Origin of the sequence: Psychrobacter communis (genome assembly GCF_014836505.1) — a bacterium.
In the GTDB taxonomy this organism is placed as follows: domain Bacteria; phylum Pseudomonadota; class Gammaproteobacteria; order Pseudomonadales; family Moraxellaceae; genus Psychrobacter; species Psychrobacter faecalis.
The window spans coordinates 40647-62575 of sequence record NZ_JACSQR010000015.1 but is presented as its reverse complement, the minus strand read 5'-3'; the positions used below and the strand labels follow the sequence as shown (position 1 = coordinate 62575).

The 21929-nt window shown below is 46.7% G+C and carries 16 protein-coding genes; 3 read left to right on the top strand and 13 right to left on the bottom strand.

Annotation, left to right across the window (positions count from 1 at the left end; translation table 11 throughout):
- Positions 1-186 precede the first annotated feature (186 nt).
- Both H9653_RS07000 and H9653_RS06995 read right to left on the bottom strand, forming a co-directional pair.
- A complete protein-coding gene (locus H9653_RS07000) occupies positions 187-1200 on the bottom strand; it encodes a cell division protein ZipA (RefSeq protein ID WP_191691501.1) in 1014 nt (337 codons plus the stop codon).
- Positions 1201-1426: 226 nt separating this feature from the next.
- Entirely contained in the window at positions 1427-5350 is a 3924-nt protein-coding gene (locus H9653_RS06995; RefSeq protein WP_191691500.1) for an AAA family ATPase, read from the bottom strand.
- A 139-nt stretch (positions 5351-5489) separates the two neighbouring features.
- Between H9653_RS06995 and H9653_RS06990 the strand changes: the two genes are divergently transcribed.
- Positions 5490-5804, top strand: coding sequence for a DUF4298 domain-containing protein (locus H9653_RS06990; RefSeq protein WP_191691498.1), 315 nt, complete (start codon positions 5490-5492; stop codon positions 5802-5804).
- Between the two features lie 3 nt (positions 5805-5807).
- Here H9653_RS06990 and H9653_RS06985 read toward each other — a convergent pair whose 3' ends face one another.
- Positions 5808-6611, bottom strand: a complete 804-nt coding sequence (locus H9653_RS06985; protein WP_191691513.1) for a sulfite exporter TauE/SafE family protein — start codon at positions 6609-6611, stop codon at positions 5808-5810.
- Between the two features lie 207 nt (positions 6612-6818).
- On the opposite strand from H9653_RS06985, the gene H9653_RS06980 reads away from it, so the two are divergent.
- Positions 6819-7853 (top strand): biotin--[acetyl-CoA-carboxylase] ligase, encoded by a 1035-nt coding sequence (locus H9653_RS06980; RefSeq protein ID WP_191691496.1) that lies wholly within the window; start codon positions 6819-6821, stop codon positions 7851-7853.
- A 59-nt stretch (positions 7854-7912) separates the two neighbouring features.
- Complete coding sequence (locus H9653_RS06975) at positions 7913-8641, top strand: pantothenate kinase (RefSeq protein ID WP_191691494.1); 729 nt, start codon at positions 7913-7915, stop codon at positions 8639-8641.
- A gap of 201 nt (positions 8642-8842) precedes the next feature.
- Here H9653_RS06975 and H9653_RS06970 read toward each other — a convergent pair whose 3' ends face one another.
- The 10 genes from H9653_RS06970 to H9653_RS06925 form a co-directional block, all read right to left on the bottom strand.
- Positions 8843-10030 carry an isovaleryl-CoA dehydrogenase gene (locus H9653_RS06970; RefSeq protein WP_225211647.1) on the bottom strand — a complete coding sequence of 396 codons (1188 nt, stop codon included), beginning with the start codon at positions 10028-10030 and terminating at the stop codon, positions 8843-8845.
- A gap of 231 nt (positions 10031-10261) precedes the next feature.
- Entirely contained in the window at positions 10262-11182 is a 921-nt protein-coding gene (locus tag H9653_RS06965) for a hydroxymethylglutaryl-CoA lyase (RefSeq protein WP_191691490.1), read from the bottom strand.
- 193 nt (positions 11183-11375) lie between these two features.
- A complete protein-coding gene (locus H9653_RS06960; RefSeq protein ID WP_191691488.1) occupies positions 11376-13487 on the bottom strand; it encodes an acetyl/propionyl/methylcrotonyl-CoA carboxylase subunit alpha in 2112 nt (703 codons plus the stop codon).
- A 55-nt stretch (positions 13488-13542) separates the two neighbouring features.
- A complete protein-coding gene (locus H9653_RS06955; RefSeq protein ID WP_191691486.1) occupies positions 13543-14349 on the bottom strand; it encodes an enoyl-CoA hydratase/isomerase family protein in 807 nt (268 codons plus the stop codon).
- 53 nt (positions 14350-14402) lie between these two features.
- The gene (locus tag H9653_RS06950; protein WP_191691484.1) at positions 14403-16013 is read right to left on the bottom strand and encodes a carboxyl transferase domain-containing protein; all 1611 of its coding nucleotides are present in this window, start codon (positions 16011-16013) and stop codon (positions 14403-14405) included.
- A gap of 65 nt (positions 16014-16078) precedes the next feature.
- Complete coding sequence (locus H9653_RS06945) at positions 16079-17836, bottom strand: AMP-binding protein (protein WP_191691482.1); 1758 nt, start codon at positions 17834-17836, stop codon at positions 16079-16081.
- A gap of 321 nt (positions 17837-18157) precedes the next feature.
- Positions 18158-19366, bottom strand: a complete 1209-nt coding sequence (locus H9653_RS06940) for an FAD-dependent oxidoreductase (RefSeq protein WP_191691480.1) — start codon at positions 19364-19366, stop codon at positions 18158-18160.
- A gap of 186 nt (positions 19367-19552) precedes the next feature.
- Positions 19553-20272: an amino acid ABC transporter ATP-binding protein gene (locus H9653_RS06935; RefSeq protein ID WP_190295528.1), complete on the bottom strand. Its 720-nt coding sequence runs from the start codon at positions 20270-20272 to the stop codon at positions 19553-19555.
- Positions 20273-20460: 188 nt separating this feature from the next.
- Complete coding sequence (locus H9653_RS06930) at positions 20461-21132, bottom strand: ABC transporter permease subunit (RefSeq protein ID WP_068405974.1); 672 nt, start codon at positions 21130-21132, stop codon at positions 20461-20463.
- Positions 21129-21875: an amino acid ABC transporter permease gene (locus H9653_RS06925; RefSeq protein WP_191691478.1), complete on the bottom strand. Its 747-nt coding sequence runs from the start codon at positions 21873-21875 to the stop codon at positions 21129-21131. Before H9653_RS06925 ends, H9653_RS06930 begins: the two co-directional genes overlap by 4 nt.
- Between the last annotated feature and the right edge of the window lie 54 nt (positions 21876-21929).

Genomic DNA, 21929 nt, shown 5'->3' with positions numbered 1-21929 from the left:
AACCGATTCTGTAGAGAGCCGCTTCTGTAGAGAACTAGGTTTATAGAAAACCAAATTTATAGGAAATCGAGCGAATGCAATGCTCTGCAATCAAAGCTTAAAAATTAAAAAAGGCAAATAACGTTAAGCGCTTTTTGCCTTTTACAATACTTTAGAAATAGTTTTAACCGTTTATCTATTCAGATTTTACCCTTCATAATCGCGAACTTGGTTACGCAATTGCTGTTTGTATTCTGGGGTAATGGGGTCATTCTCTTCATCGAGCATCACAGCGTCCAAATCGCTTGCCATCATATAGGCAATACTCATCATACTATCAAAGCTGCGTAGCGCTTGCGGATGCGGCAACGATAAAAACAGCACCACGCCATTGTAAGTATTGGTCGCCACGCTATGCGGGTCAAAAGGCGCGATACCACTATCGGTAATGCCCATCATGCTAAACCACAGCATGCCGGTGCCGTCTTTTTGCTCATAGCGATGGAACATATTCATCGCGCCATAACGCAAACCATATTTATCCACTAACGCCAGCAAATCACGCCCACGAATCACCGCTGCTGGGCGGTCGCGATACTGATGCGGCAAGATGGTGATATTGATATTGTCTTTGGCATTGATTAACGGACCGTTTTGCGCTTCATCAACTGGCTCTGAGAGATGCTGATCGAGTATCGGGCTATTATTATCAAAGCTTGGTTCGTCAGCGGTATCAATGACTGGCATTAAACTGTCCGTCGCTGACATGAGGCTGGAAAACGCGTCCGGCTCTTGCTCGATATGCATCTGCTCAGCTACTTCGGTAAACTCGCTGTTATCCGCTCGCTGCTGCTCTTCTTGCCAGCGCGCATAGTCGGCGTCATCTACCACGCCATTATCCTCATTACTATCATGGCGGGCAGCAGTTAGTTGGGCATCGACATTGCTATGAGATTGGGTCAATGGCGCATCTTCGACCACGGCATTGAGATAACTGCGATCAGGGGCGATGCTGGTTTCGCCTGCGACCGTATCGTCCAAGTCTGGCTGCTCGACGATATTGCGCTCATGACGCGGAATAATGGGTATACCGTTTTTATCATAATTGACCGCAGCAGCCTCAGCAGTTTTGCGCCGTTTAAAGCTGCGAATGACCATAAATAGCCCTGCAAGCACGATAAATGCGGCAATGGCGATCAAGATAAACTGGATAGCGGTCATGAGAAATACATCCTAATATATGACAAAAGGGAGAGTACAAGTGCGAAGAAATGGCAATAGTCTAGCATGGCTAATGCATATCGTCACCATATAGTCAGCGTTTATCATTGGCCCTCAAGTCTTCACTGACTAATTTTCCGACTACTCGCCTGACTTTAAATGCTAGCCCTAACTATACCACCGACAAGCGCTTGCCGTTATTAATTATTTTGCTACTCAGCTGCTCTTAATCAGAAAGGTAACTTGCCGCTTCGTCAAGTGACACACTGACCAAGGTAGAAATCCCCGCACTCGGCATAGTAACACCTTTTAATTCATCAGCAATCTGCATCGTCAACTTATTATGACTGATAAAAATAAACTGCAAGTCATCTGCCAACTCATTTATCAAGCTGGTAAAACGGGCGACGTTGGCGTCATCAAGCGGCGCGTCGACTTCATCAAGCACACAAAACGGTGCCGGATGCTGCTTGAATATGGCAAAAATTAAGCTCAGCGCGGTCAAGGTTTTTTCACCACCTGACAGTACCGCAAGACGACTATTGCGTTTGCCCTTTGGCTGTGCCATTAAGGTCAACCCTGCCCGCCACTGCTCTGACTTTGGCGCATTGGCAGGCATCTCGTCCGTATTAAGCGTTAAGCTCGCTTGCCCGCCACCAAAGACTTTAGCAAATAAATTGACAAGCTCGTTATTGACCGCATCGAGTGTCTGCATAAATAGCGTCTTGGTAGTCTCATCAATCGAGGCAATCGCTTCCGTCAGCGTTTGCATACTGGCGGCAATGTCTACGGTCTGCTGCGCTAATGGCTCTAAGCGCTCATTAACTTCTGCAAGCTCTGCTACTGCGGCGAGATTGACCGCGCCAATTTTACTTAATTGCTGCTCAAGCTTCGCACGCTCAGACTCTAATTCTGCGATTTTATCTGGGCGGACGCGGCGATCATGGGCGATAAAATCCGCCAATAAATTTGAGACGCTCATTACTTGTTGTTGCGGCTGCGGCATCTCCGATGGCACTTTATGTTTATGGCCGACCTTGTAATAAGCCTCTAGCGCTTCTTGCGTATGGCTGCTGGCATCTTCTAATTTTGCAGCGCTTAATGCCAGCTCAGTGGCAAGACGGGCAAGCTCAGATTGCTGCATTTGCAAGGTATTTTGTAGCGTATCTAGCTCAACTTGCTGCTGATTATATTCCCCTTTAAGCGCTGTTAATGCCGTTTCGCGTGTGGTTAATACTGCCTGCTGCTCATCGCGCGCGCTTTGCGCAATTTGTAATGCTGCTTGCAGTGCTGGCAGCTTAGCTTGCTGCTGTTCATGACGCGTTTTTAAACTGTGCTCGTTTTGCAGCGACTTTTCATGCTGCGCAGTTGCCCGAACAAGACTGCTGACACTATGCTCTAAGCGCATCTCGCTCTGCTGAATACGCAGCTGTATTGCTTGCCAAGCGTCATCATCTACCTGCCGCGTGCGATTTAGCTCACTGCGCTCGGCCTGCAATTGCTGACTTAATAAACGCGCATCTGCTATTTGCGGCGTCAGCGCTGCTATCTCGCTTTGGATATGCTGCTGTTCTTGATTCAGCGTTTGTTGCTCTTGCTCTAATTCTTGCTGTTCCTGCTCAAGGGCAAATTTATCAGCATTTAGGCGCTGACTGTCCGCTTGTAGTCGTTCCGCATTGGCGCGCTTGGTGGTCAGCTTTTGCTGGTGTTGGTGTTTATCGCGGATTAATTGCTCAGCTTGCGCGCGCGTTTCTTCTAAGCTGACCGTTAGGGCATCATAGTTGCGTTGATTATTAGCAATCGCCTTTTGCTGCTCTTGTATTTTAGTCTCGAACTCATCAAGTAAATCTTCTAGCGCTTGTAAACGGCTACGTTGCTGTAAACGCTGGCTTAAAAATTGACTATTGCTCTCATTTTGACCATTTTGCGCGCCAGCAAATTTGCTCAAATTAATCGTACCCTGACGACTGATAATCCAGCCGTCCGAGGTTAGTAGAATAGCGGATGCTGGCAATGCTTTTAAAGTAACAGCCAAATCTTCTAACGTTTGCTGAGCGTTCGTTTTAGATGGCGCGATATATAGATAACAGTGCTGCCACAACGCTAAATTTGGTGCAGTAATCAGCTCTGATAATGACAAGACTTTATCCGTTAAGTGATTTGGCAAAGCACTGATAAATGATTTTGCGCCTTTATCATTTGTCTGAGCAGGTAGCCATAGACTATGACCATTTTCTAGCTGCGATTTATTCTTTGAATTGTCGTTCTCGTTTTGCGTGGTTTGATAAGTAAATAAATCTGTTAAATCCTGCTCGAGCGCTTGCCATAAGCTATTAGATTTTTGAGAGTCATCATTAATTTTCTCATCATTCAACTGGCTAGCAACCAACACATGACTATCTAACCATAACGCTAACACGCTATCGAGTAGCTCTGCGTGCTGCTGCCCTTTGGCGCTTAACTCAATCTGCGCACGTAAGGTGGTAATGGCCAATTCGTTATAATCCTTGGCTATATCACTTTCTAAAGCAGTTTTTACGTTAGCAAGCTGTTGGGGTTTTGCTGTCGGTTTCGGATGTAATATCTGATGCAAGGTATCGTACTCGCCTGCCAATACCGCATGACGTTTTTCATCCTCGCTCAACTCGTGCCGTTGAGTATTTAAGCGTTGCTGTAATTCATGCGCTTGCGGTTGTAGCTCAGATAGGCGCTCATCGATACTGTCTTGTTGGCGCTCAATCTGTTGCAGCTGTTTATTGAGCTCAGTCACTTGCGCATTTAACATCTGCTGTAAATTGCTCGAATTACCTTTCTCACTTACATCAACAATATCAATAGGTGCTAGCGACCGTTGTAGCTGCTGCCAGAGATTTTGCCAGTTCTGCTGGCGGCGCTGCCATTTCTCATAGTTTTGCTGCTGGCGTTTTTGCGCTTGGTTATTAATCGCTTGCTGCTGCTCAAGAGCGCGCGCATTATCTTGCAGGCGTGATAGCTGATTTTGCGCATCATGGTAAGCGCGCTGTAAGGGCTGCTCGTTGCGTTTATGCCTGTCGCGTTTATCGTTAAGCTCGCTAAGCTGTGGGCGCAACTCTTCTAATGTATTTTGCTGCTCGGCTTGCTCGGTTTTTAAGCGTTCAATCTCGCTTACCGCTTGCTGACGCTGCTGCTCTAAACTGGTAAGCTGCTGTGCAATTACGTTTAATTGTGATTTTGCGTCACTAAGCTCATGCTCTGCTTGTTGATAGCTTAGCTGCTGCTGATAGTGGTTGCCTTGCGCATCGTCTTTTAGCCACTGCTCTTGATTGATATGAGCCGCAAGCTTATCTTGCTTCGCTTTTAGAGTCTCATAGCTGGCTTGTAAAACGGCAACTTTATTAGCACTGCGCTCATGGGCGATTTTTTGCTGCTGCTGATGATGCTTTGCTTGATAAAGCTGTTGAATGGCAAGTTGCTGCTTGATATCGGCAAGCGCTAACGCTAACTCTTCATAACGCTCAGCACTGGCCGCTTGCTTAGATAAGCGTTTTTGTTGGCTGACCAACTCGCTTTGCATGTCATGTAGGCGTGCTAAATTATCCTGGGTTCTCTCAAGTTTCTTTTGTGTCTCTTCACGGCGCGCTTGATAGCGCGAAACACCAGCGGCCTCTTCGATAAATTCGCGCAACTGTAATGGGCTAGATTCAACAATACGCCCAATCATACCTTGCTCGATGACCGCATAACTACGTGCGCCAAGCCCTGTACCCAAGAACACATCGACCACATCACGGCGGCGACAGCGCGTACCATTGATAAAGTAGTCCGAGCGTCCCTCTAAATTTACCTGACGGCGGACAGACAGCTCGTGATAGAGATTAAATTCATGGCGAATCCCCGTCTGCTCGTCTTGGGTATGCTCAAAGGTCAGCTCAACACTGGCAACACTTTTGGCGGCTTTATCTTGCGTGCCGGCAAAGATGACATCACTCATCGCCCCGCCGCGTAATTGCTTGGCGGAAGTTTCGCCCAGCACCCAGCGTATGGCATCAATGACGTTGGATTTGCCGCAGCCGTTTGGCCCGACGATGGCGGTGATACCATGACGGAAGGTAAAAGTGGTTGGATTGGCAAAGGATTTAAAGCCTGCCAGCTTGAGAGATTTTAGGCGCATGAAATATCGATAAACTTAGCAAAAACAGGCGGCTATTCTACCGCAAATTGTGACGAGTTTTTAGAGTTTATGAGGAATGCTATAATAGTGCTGAGAATCTACATAATTCATCTAAAAAATAAAAATTAAGGCGATGACAATGACTGAAGACAATTTTGAAAAATATAATCCGCAAGAATTACAGCAAAAATATGAAGAATGGTGTGAGCTGCATCGTCAGCAGCTTGAAGCGCAGCAGCAGTTTTTGCGCGCTGAAGCCTTGCAAAACGAGTTGAAAAAGTACTATCTCAACCCGCAATGGATGACAGACCGTGAAGCGGATCTGCCGATTGAGCACTCGGGTCAAGCGCACTCAATCTTTAGTGAAGATGCGCTATGGAGTATGCTCAGCGACCATGATGAGCTGGCCAGAAAGTGGATGCGTTTGGGGCTTGATGCGATTGATAGGAGATAAAGTCTAAATCACCCCAATCCCACTTAACAACAACTGACCGCCTGCAAATAACAGCAGCACCCCAAAAGCGCGTTTCAGCGTCAGCGCGGGCAATACATGGGCAAGCTTAGCACCGACTTTTGCCATCGTAAAGCTAGCGACAGATATGCATAAAAAGCCCGTGATATGCACAAATCCTATCGTACCTATGGGCAGATTGACCACGTCTTGACCGAACCAGGCAAAGCCTATCGCACCAGCGACGGCAATGGGCAAACCGCAAGCAGCAGACGTACCGACCGATTGTTTCATCGGCAATCCTGCCCAGTTTAAAAACGGTACGGTCAAACTACCACCGCCAATCCCAAAAATAGACGACGCCAAACCAATCCCTGTCCCTGCCCCAAACTGAATGCCAGTTGACGGTAACGGCTTACCTATCTGCTCTTTGTTAGACAAAAACAACATTTTTAAAGCAACCAATAACGCCCCGACACCGATGATGGCTTGCAAGACTTTTCCGTCAATCATATCGGCGATACCGGCACCAACCAAACTGCCAATGACCAAGCCCAACGCCATTTTGCGCCACACTTCCCAGCGTACGCCGCCGCGCTTATTATGGGCAGTCAGTGAGCTGATAGAGGTCACCACAATTGTCGCTAGTGAGGTGCCAATCGCCAAATGGGTGACCACTTCGGGTGAAAAATGATAGGCGGTAAAAATCCAAACCAATGCAGGTACGATAATCATGCCACCACCGACGCCAAATAATCCGGCGCTGACACCCGCAAACGCCCCTGCAATCACAAACCACACATATAACATCATCGAATCGGCCTTTTATCCTGCCTCTTTTTTATTAAAATCGTATAATCATCTAATTGTATAGTCACTCGAACATTACCTGCTCAATCGCATTTGCTAAATCATAATCCGACCTTTATGCTGTTTATTTTGTATTGTTAATGAGCAACAATCGCTCAGTATATCAAAGTTTATCCACGCCAATTTACTCCATCGACGAAACTTATTATGCCGCCATTTAATCCATCATCTGACGCTTTGTCTGCCCAACCTTTTGAGTCATTGGAGTCATTAGAGCTTGAGCATTTACCTAAGCTTAACCATCACCACCTTGCGAGTAGCGGCTCGACCAATAGTGAGCTGATAGCAGCGTTGCAAAACGGCAGCCTGAATGCAGCCGAGATGCATCTACTAACAGCGGAAACCCAAAGCGCTGGTCGCGGACAACATGGGCGCTCTTGGCAGTCGCCACGCGGCAATGTTTACCTGTCGTTATATCATCCCGTGCACATGCCGATTAGCGGTTTATTGTCGCTGATTATCGGCGTTGAACTGGCAAAAATGCCTGTCATTCAAGCGCTCAATGAGCAATTGCGCAAGCAAGGCTTGGCAACAATCGGGGTAAAATGGGCCAATGATTTGGGCTTTTATTCAAAGCAATATTCGCAGCAGCATTCATTTCAAAAACAATCTGAACCTGAATCGAATGACGCTACTTTAAAGCCGCTTGAATCTACCAAACAAACCCTACCCTTTCATAAACTCGCTGGCATTTTAATAGAGCCCGTAACGAAGTCAGGTAAATTGGTCGGCGTGGTGATGGGCGTAGGTCTAAACGTGCAAGCTACGCCTAAGCTTACGGCGCAAACTTGCGAGGGTATGAGTTATCGAGCGATTAGCTTACGAGATATTGGTGCCATGCTTGAGCCAAAAGCGCCGCCTATTTCACTTCCAGACCTAAAAACACTTTATCAGCAAATGAGTGAAGCTTTAATAGCAGCGATGACCCGCTTTGAGTATTTAGGATTGGAGAAGCCAACCGGGCAGCGTTATTATTTGGACAGTTTTTTGGCGCAGTTTGACGCGATGGATGCATTGGCAGGGCTACGCTTGCGCGTCACCCAAGACTACAACGGCAATGTCGAGACGCTGACCGGTTATGCATGCGGTCTTGATACACATGGATGTTTGCAATTACGTGAATATAACGGTAAGATTTCTGCGCTTTTTACCGGTCGCATTGATGTGATTGGTGACGCTTAAACCTTTCAGCCTCACCCTTAAAAAACCATACTGAACGAGCACCATATAAAGGGATTTTTATGCTCTGGTTAGATCTTGGCAATACCCGTCTTAAATACTGGCTCACCGATGATATCGGGCAGATAGTTGCGCACGATGCCAAGCAGCATTTGCAAGCGCCCGCCGAACTGCTCATGGGTCTAACCGATCGTTTTGCGCGTTATGCGCCGGATTTTATTGGTATCTCGTCGGTATTGGGCGATGACTTAAATGTAAAAGTATCTGAAACCTTGAGCCGCCTAAATATTCCGTTTGAATTTGTCCACGTCGATGCTGAGCATGCCTTGATGAAAAGCGCCTATGATGACGAACAGCTCGGCTGCGATCGCTGGCTACAGATGCTAGGCGCGGTGGATAAGAAAAAACGCCAGTGTGTGATTGGTTGCGGTACAGCGGTGACGATTGATTTGATTGATCACGCTGAGCATTTAGGCGGTTATATTTTCCCCAGCATCTATCTGCAACGTGAGTCGTTATTTTCTGGTACCAAGCAAATTACGATTTCTAATGGCACTTTTGATAGCGTGAGCCCTGGTATCAACACAAAAGACGCCGTCCATCGCGGCATTATGTTGTCCATCGTTGGCGCGATTAATGAAATCAGTAACCGTTATCCAAACTTTGAGCTCATCATGACCGGCGGTGATGCGCATATCATTGCCCAACATATTAATCGTTCGGTGCGTATGCGCGATGATTTATTATTAAATGGTCTGGCCCGTTATTTTGACCATAGCAAACAGACATAGTGTTTTGAGCGTTTGTATAAATAAAAAAAGCAGGCCGTTTTAAGCGACCTGCTTTTTTATTTTTAGTTTATTCGATTTAAAAGCGATGCTAGGTGCTTATGGGATGATTTTTTTGCAGCCTCCGTCACGCCTACGAACAGCAAGCAAGAAAAAATTAGCCCATGAGCAAGAGTTTAGTATATAAAGAACATTCTATAATTTCTACTTAGTCTCGTTAAATAGCTCACGGCCGATTAGCATCCGACGAATCTCACTGGTACCTGCGCCGATTTCATACAACTTGGCATCACGCCAGTAGCGACCAAGTGGATATTCATTGGTATAGCCGTTACCGCCAAAGATTTGAATGCCCTCACCTGCCATCCACGTGGCTTTTTCGGCACACCATAAAATTACGCTGGCGCAATCTTTACGTACTTCGCGGCTATGACCGGCGCCGCGTTGATCGAGCATATCGAGATTTTTACCGACCGTATATAAGAAGCTGCGTCCCGCTTGCAGGATGGTATACATATCGGCGACTTTACCTTGGATAAGCTGAAATTCACCAATTGCTTGCCCAAACTGCTTGCGATCATGAATATAAGGCACGACGTTATCCATCACCGCTTGCATGATACCGATAGGACCTGCGGCGAGTACCGCGCGCTCATAATCAAGCCCGCTCATCAGCACTTTGACGCCTTCACCAACCCCGCCCAAGATATTTTCTTTGGGCACTTCAACATTATCAAAAGTCATCTCACCGGTATGACTACCGCGCATGCCAAGCTTATCGAGCTTTTGCGCTGTACCAAAACCTTCCATACCTTTTTCAACAATAAATGCGGTCATACCTTTTGCGCCAAGCTCTGGATTGGTCTTGGCATAAACCACCATTACGTCAGCATCTGGGCCATTGGTAATCCACATTTTGCTACCGTTTAACACATAATGTCCGTCCTTTTCTTCGGCTTTAAGCTTCATACTCACTACGTCTGAACCAGCGCCCGGCTCACTCATCGCTAATGCGCCAATGAATTCACCACTAATCAGCTTGGGCAGATATTTTTGCTTTTGTTCCTCTGAACCATTACGTTTGATTTGGTTAATACACAGGTTAGAATGCGCCCCGTAGCTGAGCGCCACAGAAGCAGAAGCCCGGCTGATTTCTTCCATCGCTACCATATGCGCGACATAGCCCATGTCAGATCCGCCGTACTCTTCAGGAACGGTAATACCATGCAGACCGAGCTCGCCCATTTTTTGCCATAAATCCATTGGGAACTCATCGCTGCTGTCGATTTCGGCTGCGCGTGGGGCAATTTCTTTTGCCGCAAACTGCTGCACCACATCACGTAATGCATCAATATCTTCGCCAAGCTGAAAATTTAATCCAGGTAAACTCATAGTCATTCCTTGTATGTAAAAGTTTTAAATCTTAAAAATTTAGATCCATTTAAAAAGAGACCATATAGCGGGTACAAATTTTTATCGCTTGCTGTACGACTGCATCACTCCAGAGGCTTCAAAAATGTATACCAGCTATCTATTTATTTATTTCTGTTCTTTTATTTCTGTTCTTTTATTTCTGTTCATTTATTTCTATTCATTTAGCTTATGACTGGCTTGATTTTTTAGTTAAGACTGACGTTTATTAATCAATGCTCGCGCCACGCTTGAACCATTGCGGCGACCCAAGAATTCACTGATACGCTCGCCAGCCACGACCAATTTATCCAAATCAATACCCGTACTGATACCCATACCGTGCAGCATATAAACGACATCTTCGGTGGCGACATTGCCGGTTGCGCCTTTGGCATACGGACAACCGCCAAGCCCAGCCACTGAGGTATCAAATTCGCTAACACCCATTTGTAAGGCAGCTAAGGTATTACTCACGGCTTGACCATAAGTATCATGAAAATGTCCTGATAGCATGCTGATATCAGCGTATTCTAAAGCGGCTTGCAGGGCGCGCTGTACTTTTAATGGCGTACCAACCCCAATCGTATCGGCAATACCAATCTGCTCAGCACCAATCTCAACCAAACGCTTGGTCACATAAGCCACTTCGCTAGGAGCAATCTCGCCTTCATAAGGGCAACCGACTGTGCAAGAGATGACGCCGCGTACTTTGATACCCTGCGCTTTTGCCGCAGCGGCAACGGGCGCAAAACGCTCAATGCTTTCGTCAATACTACAGTTGATGTTTTTTTGGCTAAAGGTTTCACTGGCTGAACCGAAAATGACGATTTCATCAGGACGATGGACAATAGCATTTTCAAAACCGCGCATATTTGGCACCAGTACCGAGTAGCACACCTCCGTCTGACGTGTAGGCGCTAGCGCGTCAAGTAGCGCGCTATTGTCGCCCATTTGTGACACCCATTTTGGCGAAACAAAACTGGTCGTTTCGAGCTTTTTGACGCCTGCTGCGATTAAATCGTTGATCAGCGTTTGCTTAACCGAAGTCGGTACCGTCATAGACTCATTTTGCAGGCCATCACGTGGACTAACATCAACGATTCTGACGTGGTCTGGGTACGAGAGTTGCATGTTTCTAATCCTTTTTTATGCGCCTTTTCATAGTAGTTTTCATTTAGAAATATTACAGGACTGCTGGAATAAATTTTGCGAAGCCTCTGGAGTGCGAAGCGCACAGCAAGCAAGGAAAATTCATACCAGCAGAGCGCTATTTTAAACGAACCACTTTTATATTGAATTGGCTATGTTATCAGCACCTCAGTTACTAGCCTTCACTCGTCTCACTATCGATGCGCAGTAGCTCGTCGCCATCGGCAACCAAATCGCCCGCGGCAAATAATAACTCTGCTACCACCCCATCCGTCGGTGCGGTAATCGTATGTTCAATTTTCATCGCTTCGATAACGGCAAGTGGCTCGCCTTTTTTCACACTATCGCCAACAGCGACTTTGAAGGCGACGACTTGTCCTGGCATTGGTGATTTTAAGCTACCGACCGCCGCAGACTCTTCACCGACATGTGCCATGATATCAATCAGCGTAATCTCATCACGCCCGCCATCGGTAAAGACATAAACGGTCTCGTTATTTGTCCAGCTTTGGGCGCTGATACGGGCGCCATCTAACCATAAGGTATGATTGTGCGCGTCAGTACTGTCATAGTTAATTTCACTTTCATAGACTTTTTCTGTCTGGGCGGCGACATTGGCATTGGTTTTTTCTTCGTTACTTGCGATTTCTTTTTCAATCACTAGGGTAAAGCTGCTGCTATTTTCAGCCCCTTTTTTACTTTCCGCACTATTTGCATTGTGCCAGTTGCTAATACGTGCTTGGTACGCCTGCTCATCATAAACCAAGCTAAACGAGCGCGTATAATCACTATAAGCACGGAAACCAGTCGGCTTACTGAATGGATCGATGTCTGACCCTTGTGCTGCGCCTTCACTAGCAAGCTGCTGCGTAATGGCAGTCACGACCAGCGTCGATAAATCAAGCGGATGCTGATTAAACAGCTCGTCCGCCTCACGCTCGATAAGCGCCGTATCAAGATTGGCTTGGCTAAACGACTCAGTATTTAAGATATAGCGCAAAAACGCCACGTTATTTGGCAAACCAACGATGCGCGTTTGTGCCAATGCGCGGTCGAGTTTCGCCAATGCTTGCTCGCGAGTAGGCGCATGGACGATAAGCTTCGCAATCATCGAATCGTAAAACGGGCTAATCACATCGCCCTCGCGCACGCCATCGTCGATACGCACATCGGTAATATTGAAGGTGCTGTGCTCAGGCTTTTGATAAGTAAATAAAGTACCCGTCGCTGGCAAAAAGCCGTTATCAGGATTTTCAGCGCAGATACGCGCTTCGATAGCATGCCCATTTATATTTAACTCGTCTTGCTTTTTCGGTAATGGTTTACCTGCTGCAACCAACAGTTGCCATTCAACCAAATCGACACCCGAAATCGCTTCACTAACTGGATGCTCCACTTGCAGGCGGGTATTCATCTCCATAAAATAGAAATTCATCGCCCCTTCGCGCTGCTCAACGATAAATTCAACCGTACCTGCACCAAAATAATTGACCGCACGCGCCGCTTCGATTGCCGCTGTTCCCATTGCTTCGCGCATGGCAGCGTCAACACCGGGTGCTGGCGCTTCTTCTAATACTTTTTGATGGCGGCGCTGTACCGAGCAATCTCGCTCAAACAAATGCACATAATTGCCATGCATATCGCCAAATACTTGAATTTCGATATGGCGAGGTTTTAGGGCATATTTTTCAATGAGTACTTGGTCGTCACCAAAACTGGTAATCGCTTCACGGCGACAGGAATCTAGTAAGTCAATAAAATCGCTGCTATTTTCTACAATACGCATGCCTTTACCGCCGCCGCCAGCGCTGGCTTTAATTAAGACGGGATAACCGATACTGTCTGCTTGCTGTTGTAAAAACTGGGCATCTTGATTGTCACCATGATAACCCGGTATTAATGGCACGCCAGCCGCTTCCATCAAACGCTTGGATTCAGACTTGCCGCCCATCGCCCGAATCGCGTCGGCAGATGGGCCAATAAACATCAAACCTGCATCCTGACAAGCCTGAGCAAAGTCCGCATTTTCACTTAAAAAACCATAGCCTGGATGGATTGCTTGGGCGCCAACATCGAGGGCAATCGCAATAATCGCATCGCCTTTAAGGTAGCTGTCTTTTGGTGCAGAACCACCTAAATAAACCGCTTCATCACAGACAGCAACGTGCTTGGCGCCGCGGTCAGCATCAGAATAAACAGCGACGGTACGAACACCCAAACGCTTGGCAGTCGCAGCAACACGGCAAGCAATTTCACCACGGTTGGCGATTAGAATTTTAGAAAACATAACTATCCCTGTAACTTATCGTTTTTATTTATCGGTTTGACTATCGTTTTTGCTACTATTCTGTCGTTAACCAATCAGGTTTACGCTTGTGCAAAAAGGCTTGCACGCCTTCCTTTCCTTGCGCTGAGGAGCGAATATCAGCAATACCTTTGACGGTATCAGCAACAAGCTCATCGGTAATCGGTGCACCTGCGACTTCGTGCAATAAACGCTTGCAAGTCTTGACCGCATTGGGGCTATTATTAACCATCTTGGCGCACAAGGCTGCGACTGTGTCGTTAAGTGATTCTTCACTAACGCGCTCATGGATAAAGCCAAGCTGCCGTGCCTTTTTGGCATCAAACACTTCCGCACTAAAGAAATAACGTTGTGAGGCTCTAGCCCCTAATGCTCTTACGACATATGGACTAATGGTGGCAGGGGCTAATCCCAGACGTACTTCGCTTAAGCAAAAATTGGCAATCTTAACCGCGATGGCTATATCACAGACGGCGACTAAGCCCATACCGCCTGCATAGACATCGCCTTGAATGGCAGCAACGGTTGGTTTTGGACATTCATAGATAGTTTTGAGCATTTGCGCCAGTTTATCAGCATCGGCAAGATTTTCTTCATAGCTATAATCTGCCATCGCCCGCATCCAATTAAGGTCAGCACCAGCGCAAAACGCTTTTCCCGCAGCTGCTAAAACGATGACACGCACATTATCATCAGCGCCAAGCGTGGTGAAAATCTCAGTCAGCTCGGCAATCATTTCATCGTTAAAGGCATTGCGTATCTCAGGACGGTTTAATGTCACCGTCGCGACGTGCTGCTCTACTTTAACCAGTAAGCTTTTATAATTATTCAGATTTTTTTCCATAACCTTCTCTATTTTTTATATACGTGAAATGCTTGCCCATATTCCGTTTAATGCTACATTCTAAACACCCCAAACGTCGTCTCTTCAACCGGGGCGTTATAGGCAGCGCTAAGTCCTAATGCTAATACATGACGAGTATCGGCGGGGTCAATCACCCCATCATCCCAAAGACGTGCTGTCGCATAATAAGGGTGACCTTGCTCTTCGTACATGTCGAGAATCGGCGCTTTAAATGCGGCTTCTTCTTCCAAGCTCCACTCTTCACCTTTACGATCAAAATTATCACGCTTGACGGTTGCCAGTACGGAGGCCGCTTGCTCTCCGCCCATCACCGAGATACGCGCATTTGGCCACATCCATAAAAAACGCGGACTATAAGCGCGGCCACACATGCCGTAGTTACCCGCACCGAATGAGCCGCCGACGATGACGGTGAATTTTGGTACTTTCGCGTTGGCAACCGCCATCACCATTTTGGCGCCATGACGCGCAATACCTTCGTTTTCGTATTTACGCCCGACCATAAAGCCAGTAATATTTTGCAAAAATACCAAAGGAATTTTACGTTTACAGCATAGCTCGATAAAGTGCGTGCCTTTTTGTGCTGATTCACTAAATAAGATGCCGTTGTTGGCGATAATACCTACTGGTATACCTTCGATATGGGCAAAACCGCAAACCAACGTCGTGCCAAAGCGCGCTTTAAATTCATCAAACTCGCTATCATCGACGATACGAGCGATGATTTCTTTAATATCAAAAGGTTTGCGCTTATCGGTTGGAATGATGCCGTATAACTCTTTGGCATCATAGCGCGGTGGACGCGGTTTGATTTGATTGGGGATTTGCTTAGCAGGACGGTTTAAGTGGCTAACGATATTACGCGCTATCGATAGCGCATGGGTATCATTTTGCGCCAGATGATCGACCACCCCTGACAGACGCGTATGCACATCGCCGCCGCCTAAGTCTTCAGCGGTGACCTCTTCACCCGTTGCCGCTTTAACGAGTGGCGGACCGCCCAAAAAGATAGTCCCTTGGTCTTTGACAATGATAGACTCATCACTCATCGCTGGCACATAAGCACCGCCTGCGGTACAACTACCCATAACCACAGCGATTTGCGGAATACCGGCCGCACTCAGGTTGGCTTGGTTAAAAAAGATACGGCCAAAGTCATCTTTATCAGGGAATACTTCGTCTTGATTGGGTAAGTTTGCACCGCCTGAATCGACCAAATACACGCAAGGTAAGTTATTTTCTTGGGCGATTTCTTGTGCACGTAAATGCTTTTTGACCGTCATCGGATAGTAAGTGCCGCCTTTTACGGTGGCATCATTACAGACAATCATACACTCGGTACCGTTGATGCGGCCGATACCCGCAATCACGCCCGCCGCTGGTATCTCTTCGCCATACATATCATGCGCTGCCATCGGCGCGACTTCTAAAAATGGCGTACCGACATCGAGCAGGCGCTCAACACGCTCACGAGGTAGCAGTTTGCCACGCGCTAAATGCTTGGCACGCGCGCGCTCTGAACCACCTTGAGCGACTTTACGCAGGTGCACATATAAGTCATCGACTATCTCTTGCATGGCGGCACGGTTTTGCTGAAAATCGGCAGCGTTCGGACTCAGTTTACTGGTTATAATAGCGCTCATGATATCCCTTTTTATACTTGTGTTTATTATTCAATAACTTCTTAAAATCTTGACCGATTTTTTGACTACTCTATTCCTAGCTCCGCCTTCATCTGCTCGATAATTTTATACTTTTGAATTTTACCGGTGATGGTCATCGGATATTCAGTCACAAAGCGATAATAAGTCGGCACTTTATAATGGGCGATATGCTCGCTACAGAATTGGCGCACTTCATCTTCGGTTAAGCAGCCCGGCTCTTTTGATATGATCAAAGCAGCAAGCACTTCTCCATAACGCTTATCTGGGATACCGACAACTTGGACGTCACGAATTTTTGGATGACGATACAGATAGTTTTCGATCTCAACTGGGTAAATGTTTTCACCGCCGCGAATGACCATATCTTTACTACGACCAACGATTTTGACATAGCCGTCCTCATCCATCGTCGCCAAATCACCGGTATGCATCCAGCCGTCTTGTATCGCTTCACGGGTTTTAAAGCGGCTGCCCCAATAGCCTTTCATCACCGAATAACCACGCGTTAGCAGCTCTCCCGTCTCCCCTAAAGGTACAATCTCGCCCGTTTCGGTATCGACGACTTTGACTTCAAGCGCAGGCTGCACAAGTCCGACCGTTGATACTTGTTTCTCTAATGGCGTATGCTCATTGGTCTGACAAGAAACCGGACTGGTCTCGGTCATGCCGTAAGCAATGGTCACCTCTTTCATATGCATCTTATCAATGACGCGGCGCATGACCTCAATCGGGCAGCTAGAGCCGGCCATAATGCCAGTCCGCAAGGTCGACAAATCAAATTTATCAAATTCCGGATGGTCAAGCTCGGCGATAAACATCGTCGGTACGCCATGCAAAGCCGTACATTTCTCTTCTTCAACCGCTTGCAAGACGCTTAAAGGCTCAAAACCATCGTTCGGATAAATGATACAACCGCCATGGGTCAAAATCGCTAAGTTGCCAAGCACCATACCAAAGCAATGATATAAAGGCACGGGAATACACAGTCTGTCTTCCTCAGTGAGATTCATGGCCTCACCGATAAAATAGCCGTTATTTAAAATATTGCGGTGGCTTAGGGTCGCGCCTTTTGGCGTGCCAGTCGTACCACTGGTAAACTGCACGTTAATCGCGTCGGTGTTTTTAAGCTGGGCTTGACGCTCGGCGACGCGTGGATCATTGGCATCGCCTTCCGCCATCCAAGCAGAGAACTTCTGCATAAATTTAAACTCTTCATCAGAGTCTGGCTCATCAATCCAAATAATGCGCTCAATGGTTGGAATCTCGACCAAATCCAGCTGGGTATAGTCTTTATGATAAATTTCAGGACAAAGCTCACGAATCAGCTGCGCATAATCGCTGCTTTTAAAGTGGCGCATCAATACCAAGGCTGAGCAGCCGAGTTTATTTAACGCATATTGCAGCTCAAAGGTACGGTAGGCAGGGTTGATATTAACGAGGATAACGCCGACTTTTGCGGTCGCTAATTGCATCAGCAGCCACTCAGCATTGTTGTGCGACCAGATACCGATGCGATCGCCAATCTCAAGCCCCATTTCAATCATGCTGCTGGCTAATTGATTGACCTGCTGTTGTAGCTCGCGATATGTCCAGCGGATATTTTGATGACGGACGACCAGCGCTTCACGCTCCGGATATTTGGAGACAATCGCATCAAAAAAATCGCCGATAGTCGCCTCAATCAGCGGTACATCGGGGCCTTTATCATAGCTTTGAATAAGCGGCGCATTTGCCGAGCGCGCGCCCATATTTACGGTGGGAATATTATTTAGAATGCTATCGAAGTCAGAAACTTGAGTCATAACGAGTCCTTTCGTTTTACTTTTTACAGCACGCCTGAATGGTGCTAATTTTTCGCTTGTTCCTATTCTTTTTTCCTTGAACAGGTCTTAACAAGCATGAGCTACTATACCGCCTTAAATCGAAGGCTGTCAATCATAGTAATACATTATGTATCATTTAAATTAATTAATAAAAAGCATTACCCAGTAAAAGATAGCATAAAATCACGCGGTTATTATATGCAAAAAAGCCAGTTATGTATTGCTACACAGCTGGCTTTTAATAAGCATTAAGACTAGAATTTAAAGCTAAAAGTTAAATCTGCAATGGTTAAGCATTGATTAAGATTTCACCATTGGCGGTGCTTTAATCGTTACCGTCGCAGTGACGGCATTGCTATTATCAAGCAAATCAATAACCAGCTCGTCATCCGTTTCAGTAGTCACTTGCCAATTACCAGCAGCCTGCGGTACGCCAGTGACCATCACCGAAATGGCTTTATTTTTTAAGCGAATCATCGGCGGCTTATGATCATAACCGCTGTGCTCGTGACCCAAGATATCGTCAGCAATCGTCGCTGCCTGCGCACGTAGTGGCGCGACATAGCGGCAGGCGACGCCGTTGATGGACATACAATCGCCAATCGCATACACATTGGACGCATGGGTACGTAACGTGGTGGCATCGACCACGATACCAGTGCGACGATTGAACTCAACTCCAGCAGCGGTTGGTAATTTATCATCGACCGTCAGACCCGTACTAGCAATCACATGATCAACGATTAATGGCTCTGGCTGCTGCGCCGTATCGCTGTCGGTAGCGGCAACTGGTGCATAGCTGACTTGCAATTTACCATCATCATGACGCGTGACATTGGATACTTGATAACCGCCTAAAAAGTGAATCCCTTGCGATTTTATTGCTTTAGCAATACGCGCGGTCGCTTGTGCCGGTAGCATTTGCGAGAGCGGCGCGTCATTTAAGTCAATCAACGTCACTTCATGACCCGCTTTTAATAAATCCTCAGCAATCTCCGTCCCGACCATACCAGCGCCAACGATAGCAACACGCTGACTGCCCGCTGCCAGCTTTTCTTGCAGCTGCCCAAAACGCTCGATATGATTGACATGCCAAACCAAATCTTCAGGCAGACTTTTTGGAAAAATAGGATGGGCGCCCATTGCCAGCACCAGTTTGTCATAGCTAATAGTGGCGTAATTGGTATACACGGGGTCCGAGCGCAGTGCTGAGATAAGCTGTACCGTTTGGCTAGCAGGGTCGATATCAGTCACTTGCGTATTGGCAAGCAAATTGATATTTGCCGCCTTTGCCGCATCGCTACCGGTCGCCCGTACCAAATCCGCGGCGTTTTTCTGCTGGCTAATTGCCATGGTTAGCATGGGTTTATGATAACGGTCGCCATTATCAGCTGTGATTAAGGTGATGGGAATGTTTTTATCTTTTGCGCGAATGGCATCAATCACGTGCCAGCCTGCTAAGCCTGCGCCAATAATCACAATACCTGCTGATTGGTTTTCTACACTCATAATGACTCCGAAACACTATTTATTATTTGTTATGAATTTGGAATAGGATTAAAAACTGATGGCGTCTATTGTAGCAGCAAACAGGGAACACTTGTAAGCTGAGAGTAATGAACAAAAAGTAAAAGACATAAAAAAGCGCCTTTATTAAAGACGCTTTGATAGATACTTAAAACACAGTACTTAGTTTCAATGATTGAGAATTTTTGATAAAAACAGCTGCGCGCGCTCACTTTTTGCGCCTTCAAAAAACTCATCCTTACTACAGTTTTCGACAATATGCCCTTCATCCATAAAAATAATCCGATTGGCCACCTGACTGGCAAAGCCCATTTCATGGGTCACGCACATCATGGTCATGCCATCGCGGGTCAACTCGACCATTACATCGAGCACTTCTTGAATCATCTCTGGGTCAAGTGCGGAAGTTGGCTCGTCAAATAGCATCGCTACCGGATCCATCGCCAAAGCACGCGCAATCGCTACCCGCTGCTGCTGTCCGCCTGATAGCTCGGCGGGGTATTTTGGCGCTTGCGCACTTAAGCCCACACGGTCGAGATAGGCCATGCCTTTTTTCTTAGCCTCATCTTCTTTACGGCCCAACACTTTGATTTGCGCGACCGTTAAGTTATCGATAATAGTCAGATGCGGAAACAACTCAAAATGCTGAAACACCATGCCTACGCTACTACGCAGCTTAGGCAAGTTGGTTTTTGCCGCGCCAACTGAGATACCATTGACCATGATATCGCCCTTTTGAAACGGTTCAAGGCCATTTACGGTTTTAATAAGGGTCGATTTGCCACTACCCGATGGACCACAAACCACCACCACATCGCCTTTATGCACGTGCGCGGTACAGTCAGTTAGCACCTGAAAGTCGCCGTACCATTTGCTAACGTCAGTCATTTTGATGACTATCTCGGCGCTTGCATGGCCATTGTCGGTGACCAGTCCGCCAAATTCATTTATATAGGTGTCAGCATTGTTTATCCCTAGCTCATTTATCACTGGCTCATTCATCGCTGGCTCCTAACCACTTTTTCCATCATTATTAAATGAAAATCTTAATAGTAAAATACTGCGCCAAATTTAAATTAAAACCTCAAGCGTTTTTGCAATTGCTGTACGCCGATAGAGGCACTTAAGCTGATGATAAAATAAACAGCTCCCGCACCTAAAATGTAAGGCGTCAGTAAACCCATCAGCTCACCACGGACGTAAGCGGCGCGGAAAAAATCCGTCAACCCAATAGCAAAAACCAATGTCGTATCTTGGAATAAAATAATACATTGCTGCAAAATCAGCGGTAGCATTTTGCGAAAGGCTTGCGGCAAAATCACCAAGCGCATGGTTTGGCCATAAGTCATGCCAAGTGCCTTTGCGGCATTCACTTGCCCGCTACCGATAGATTGGATACCTGCGCGCACCACCTCTGAGAAGTACGCCGCTTCAAACATCATAAAGGCAACAACACACGAGGTAAACGCGGTATCGAGCTGTAAATATTTACCGGCTATCCAAAAATACATCATCGGTACGGCAAAATAAAACCACAGCAATACCAATAGCAACGGCACAGAACGAAAATAATTGACGTATAATTTAGCAGGAATTTCTAGCGCTTTGATGCCGGACAAGCGCATTAAAGCCAATACCGTGCCTAAGCTAATACCGCCTAGGATAGCGAGAAACAGCACCTTTAAAGTGGTCAGCATACCTCCCATTAAGCCCGGATACGCCGTTGCAAGTTCGGTCATCATATTCATTTTTGACTCCCTGCAATCAGCCCAGGTACTCGTAATTTACGCTCAATCAGTCCCATAATGGCAATTAACGACAGATTAAAAACCAGATAAATAATGGTCGCATAAGTGTAAATCTCGAGGCTGTTTTGGGTATATTCACTGATGGTTTTGGTTTGGCTAATCAGCTCCATCACCCCGACAAGCGACGCTACCGACGCGTTTTTAAAACAGTTGGTGAGCTCCGAGCTTAGCGGTGGCAAAATAACACGAAATGCCTGCGGTAGTAGCACTTCTTTATAAGCTTGCGGAATCGTAAAGCCGAGCGCATAAGCGGCATTGATTTGCCCTTCAGGTAAAGACTCAATACCGGTACGCACCTGCTCAACGATACGCGCGGCGGTAAATAATCCCAAACCAATACTGGCGGACAGCATGGCTGAGGTATTAGGCGATAGGTCTTTATACCACCACTCTTGTAGCGCAGGCGTCAGCCAACCGGGGGCGATATAAAACCAAAAGAATAATTGTACAAGAAGAGGAATATTACGAAAAAATGTCACATAAGCGGTACCAATACTACGCGCGCCCTTATTTGGCAAGGTACGCATGATGCCCAAAATAGTACCAATCACCATGGCAATTGCCCAAGCGATACTGCCAATCAATAACAGCCAGCCAAGACCGGTCACCATCCAATGCAGGTAAAGCTCATTACCGATACCGGTTTGCTCAAAGAGCACACCCCAGTTCCAGCTATAATTCATGATGGTCTCTCCAAGCCAGGAGTAAAAAGCCAACGCCCCAGACTGATAAACAGC

Excerpts from the sequence above, each read along its gene's own strand:
- H9653_RS07000 (WP_191691501.1), bottom strand. The coding sequence starts at position 1,200 with ATGACCGCTATCCAGTTTATCTTGATCGCCATTGCCGCATTTATCGTG.
- H9653_RS06995 (WP_191691500.1), bottom strand. The coding sequence starts at position 5,350 with ATGCGCCTAAAATCTCTCAAGCTGGCAGGCTTTAAATCCTTTGCCAAT.
- H9653_RS06990 (WP_191691498.1), top strand. The coding sequence starts at position 5,490 with ATGACTGAAGACAATTTTGAAAAATATAATCCGCAAGAATTACAGCAA.
- H9653_RS06985 (WP_191691513.1), bottom strand. The coding sequence starts at position 6,611 with ATGTTATATGTGTGGTTTGTGATTGCAGGGGCGTTTGCGGGTGTCAGC.
- H9653_RS06980 (WP_191691496.1), top strand. The coding sequence starts at position 6,819 with ATGCCGCCATTTAATCCATCATCTGACGCTTTGTCTGCCCAACCTTTT.
- H9653_RS06975 (WP_191691494.1), top strand. The coding sequence starts at position 7,913 with ATGCTCTGGTTAGATCTTGGCAATACCCGTCTTAAATACTGGCTCACC.
- H9653_RS06970 (WP_225211647.1), bottom strand. The coding sequence starts at position 10,030 with ATGAGTTTACCTGGATTAAATTTTCAGCTTGGCGAAGATATTGATGCA.
- H9653_RS06965 (WP_191691490.1), bottom strand. The coding sequence starts at position 11,182 with ATGCAACTCTCGTACCCAGACCACGTCAGAATCGTTGATGTTAGTCCA.
- H9653_RS06960 (WP_191691488.1), bottom strand. The coding sequence starts at position 13,487 with ATGTTTTCTAAAATTCTAATCGCCAACCGTGGTGAAATTGCTTGCCGT.
- H9653_RS06955 (WP_191691486.1), bottom strand. The coding sequence starts at position 14,349 with ATGGAAAAAAATCTGAATAATTATAAAAGCTTACTGGTTAAAGTAGAG.
- H9653_RS06950 (WP_191691484.1), bottom strand. The coding sequence starts at position 16,013 with ATGAGCGCTATTATAACCAGTAAACTGAGTCCGAACGCTGCCGATTTT.
- H9653_RS06945 (WP_191691482.1), bottom strand. The coding sequence starts at position 17,836 with ATGACTCAAGTTTCTGACTTCGATAGCATTCTAAATAATATTCCCACC.
- H9653_RS06940 (WP_191691480.1), bottom strand. The coding sequence starts at position 19,366 with ATGAGTGTAGAAAACCAATCAGCAGGTATTGTGATTATTGGCGCAGGC.
- H9653_RS06935 (WP_190295528.1), bottom strand. The coding sequence starts at position 20,272 with ATGACTGACGTTAGCAAATGGTACGGCGACTTTCAGGTGCTAACTGAC.
- H9653_RS06930 (WP_068405974.1), bottom strand. The coding sequence starts at position 21,132 with ATGAATATGATGACCGAACTTGCAACGGCGTATCCGGGCTTAATGGGA.
- H9653_RS06925 (WP_191691478.1), bottom strand. The coding sequence starts at position 21,875 with ATGAATTATAGCTGGAACTGGGGTGTGCTCTTTGAGCAAACCGGTATC.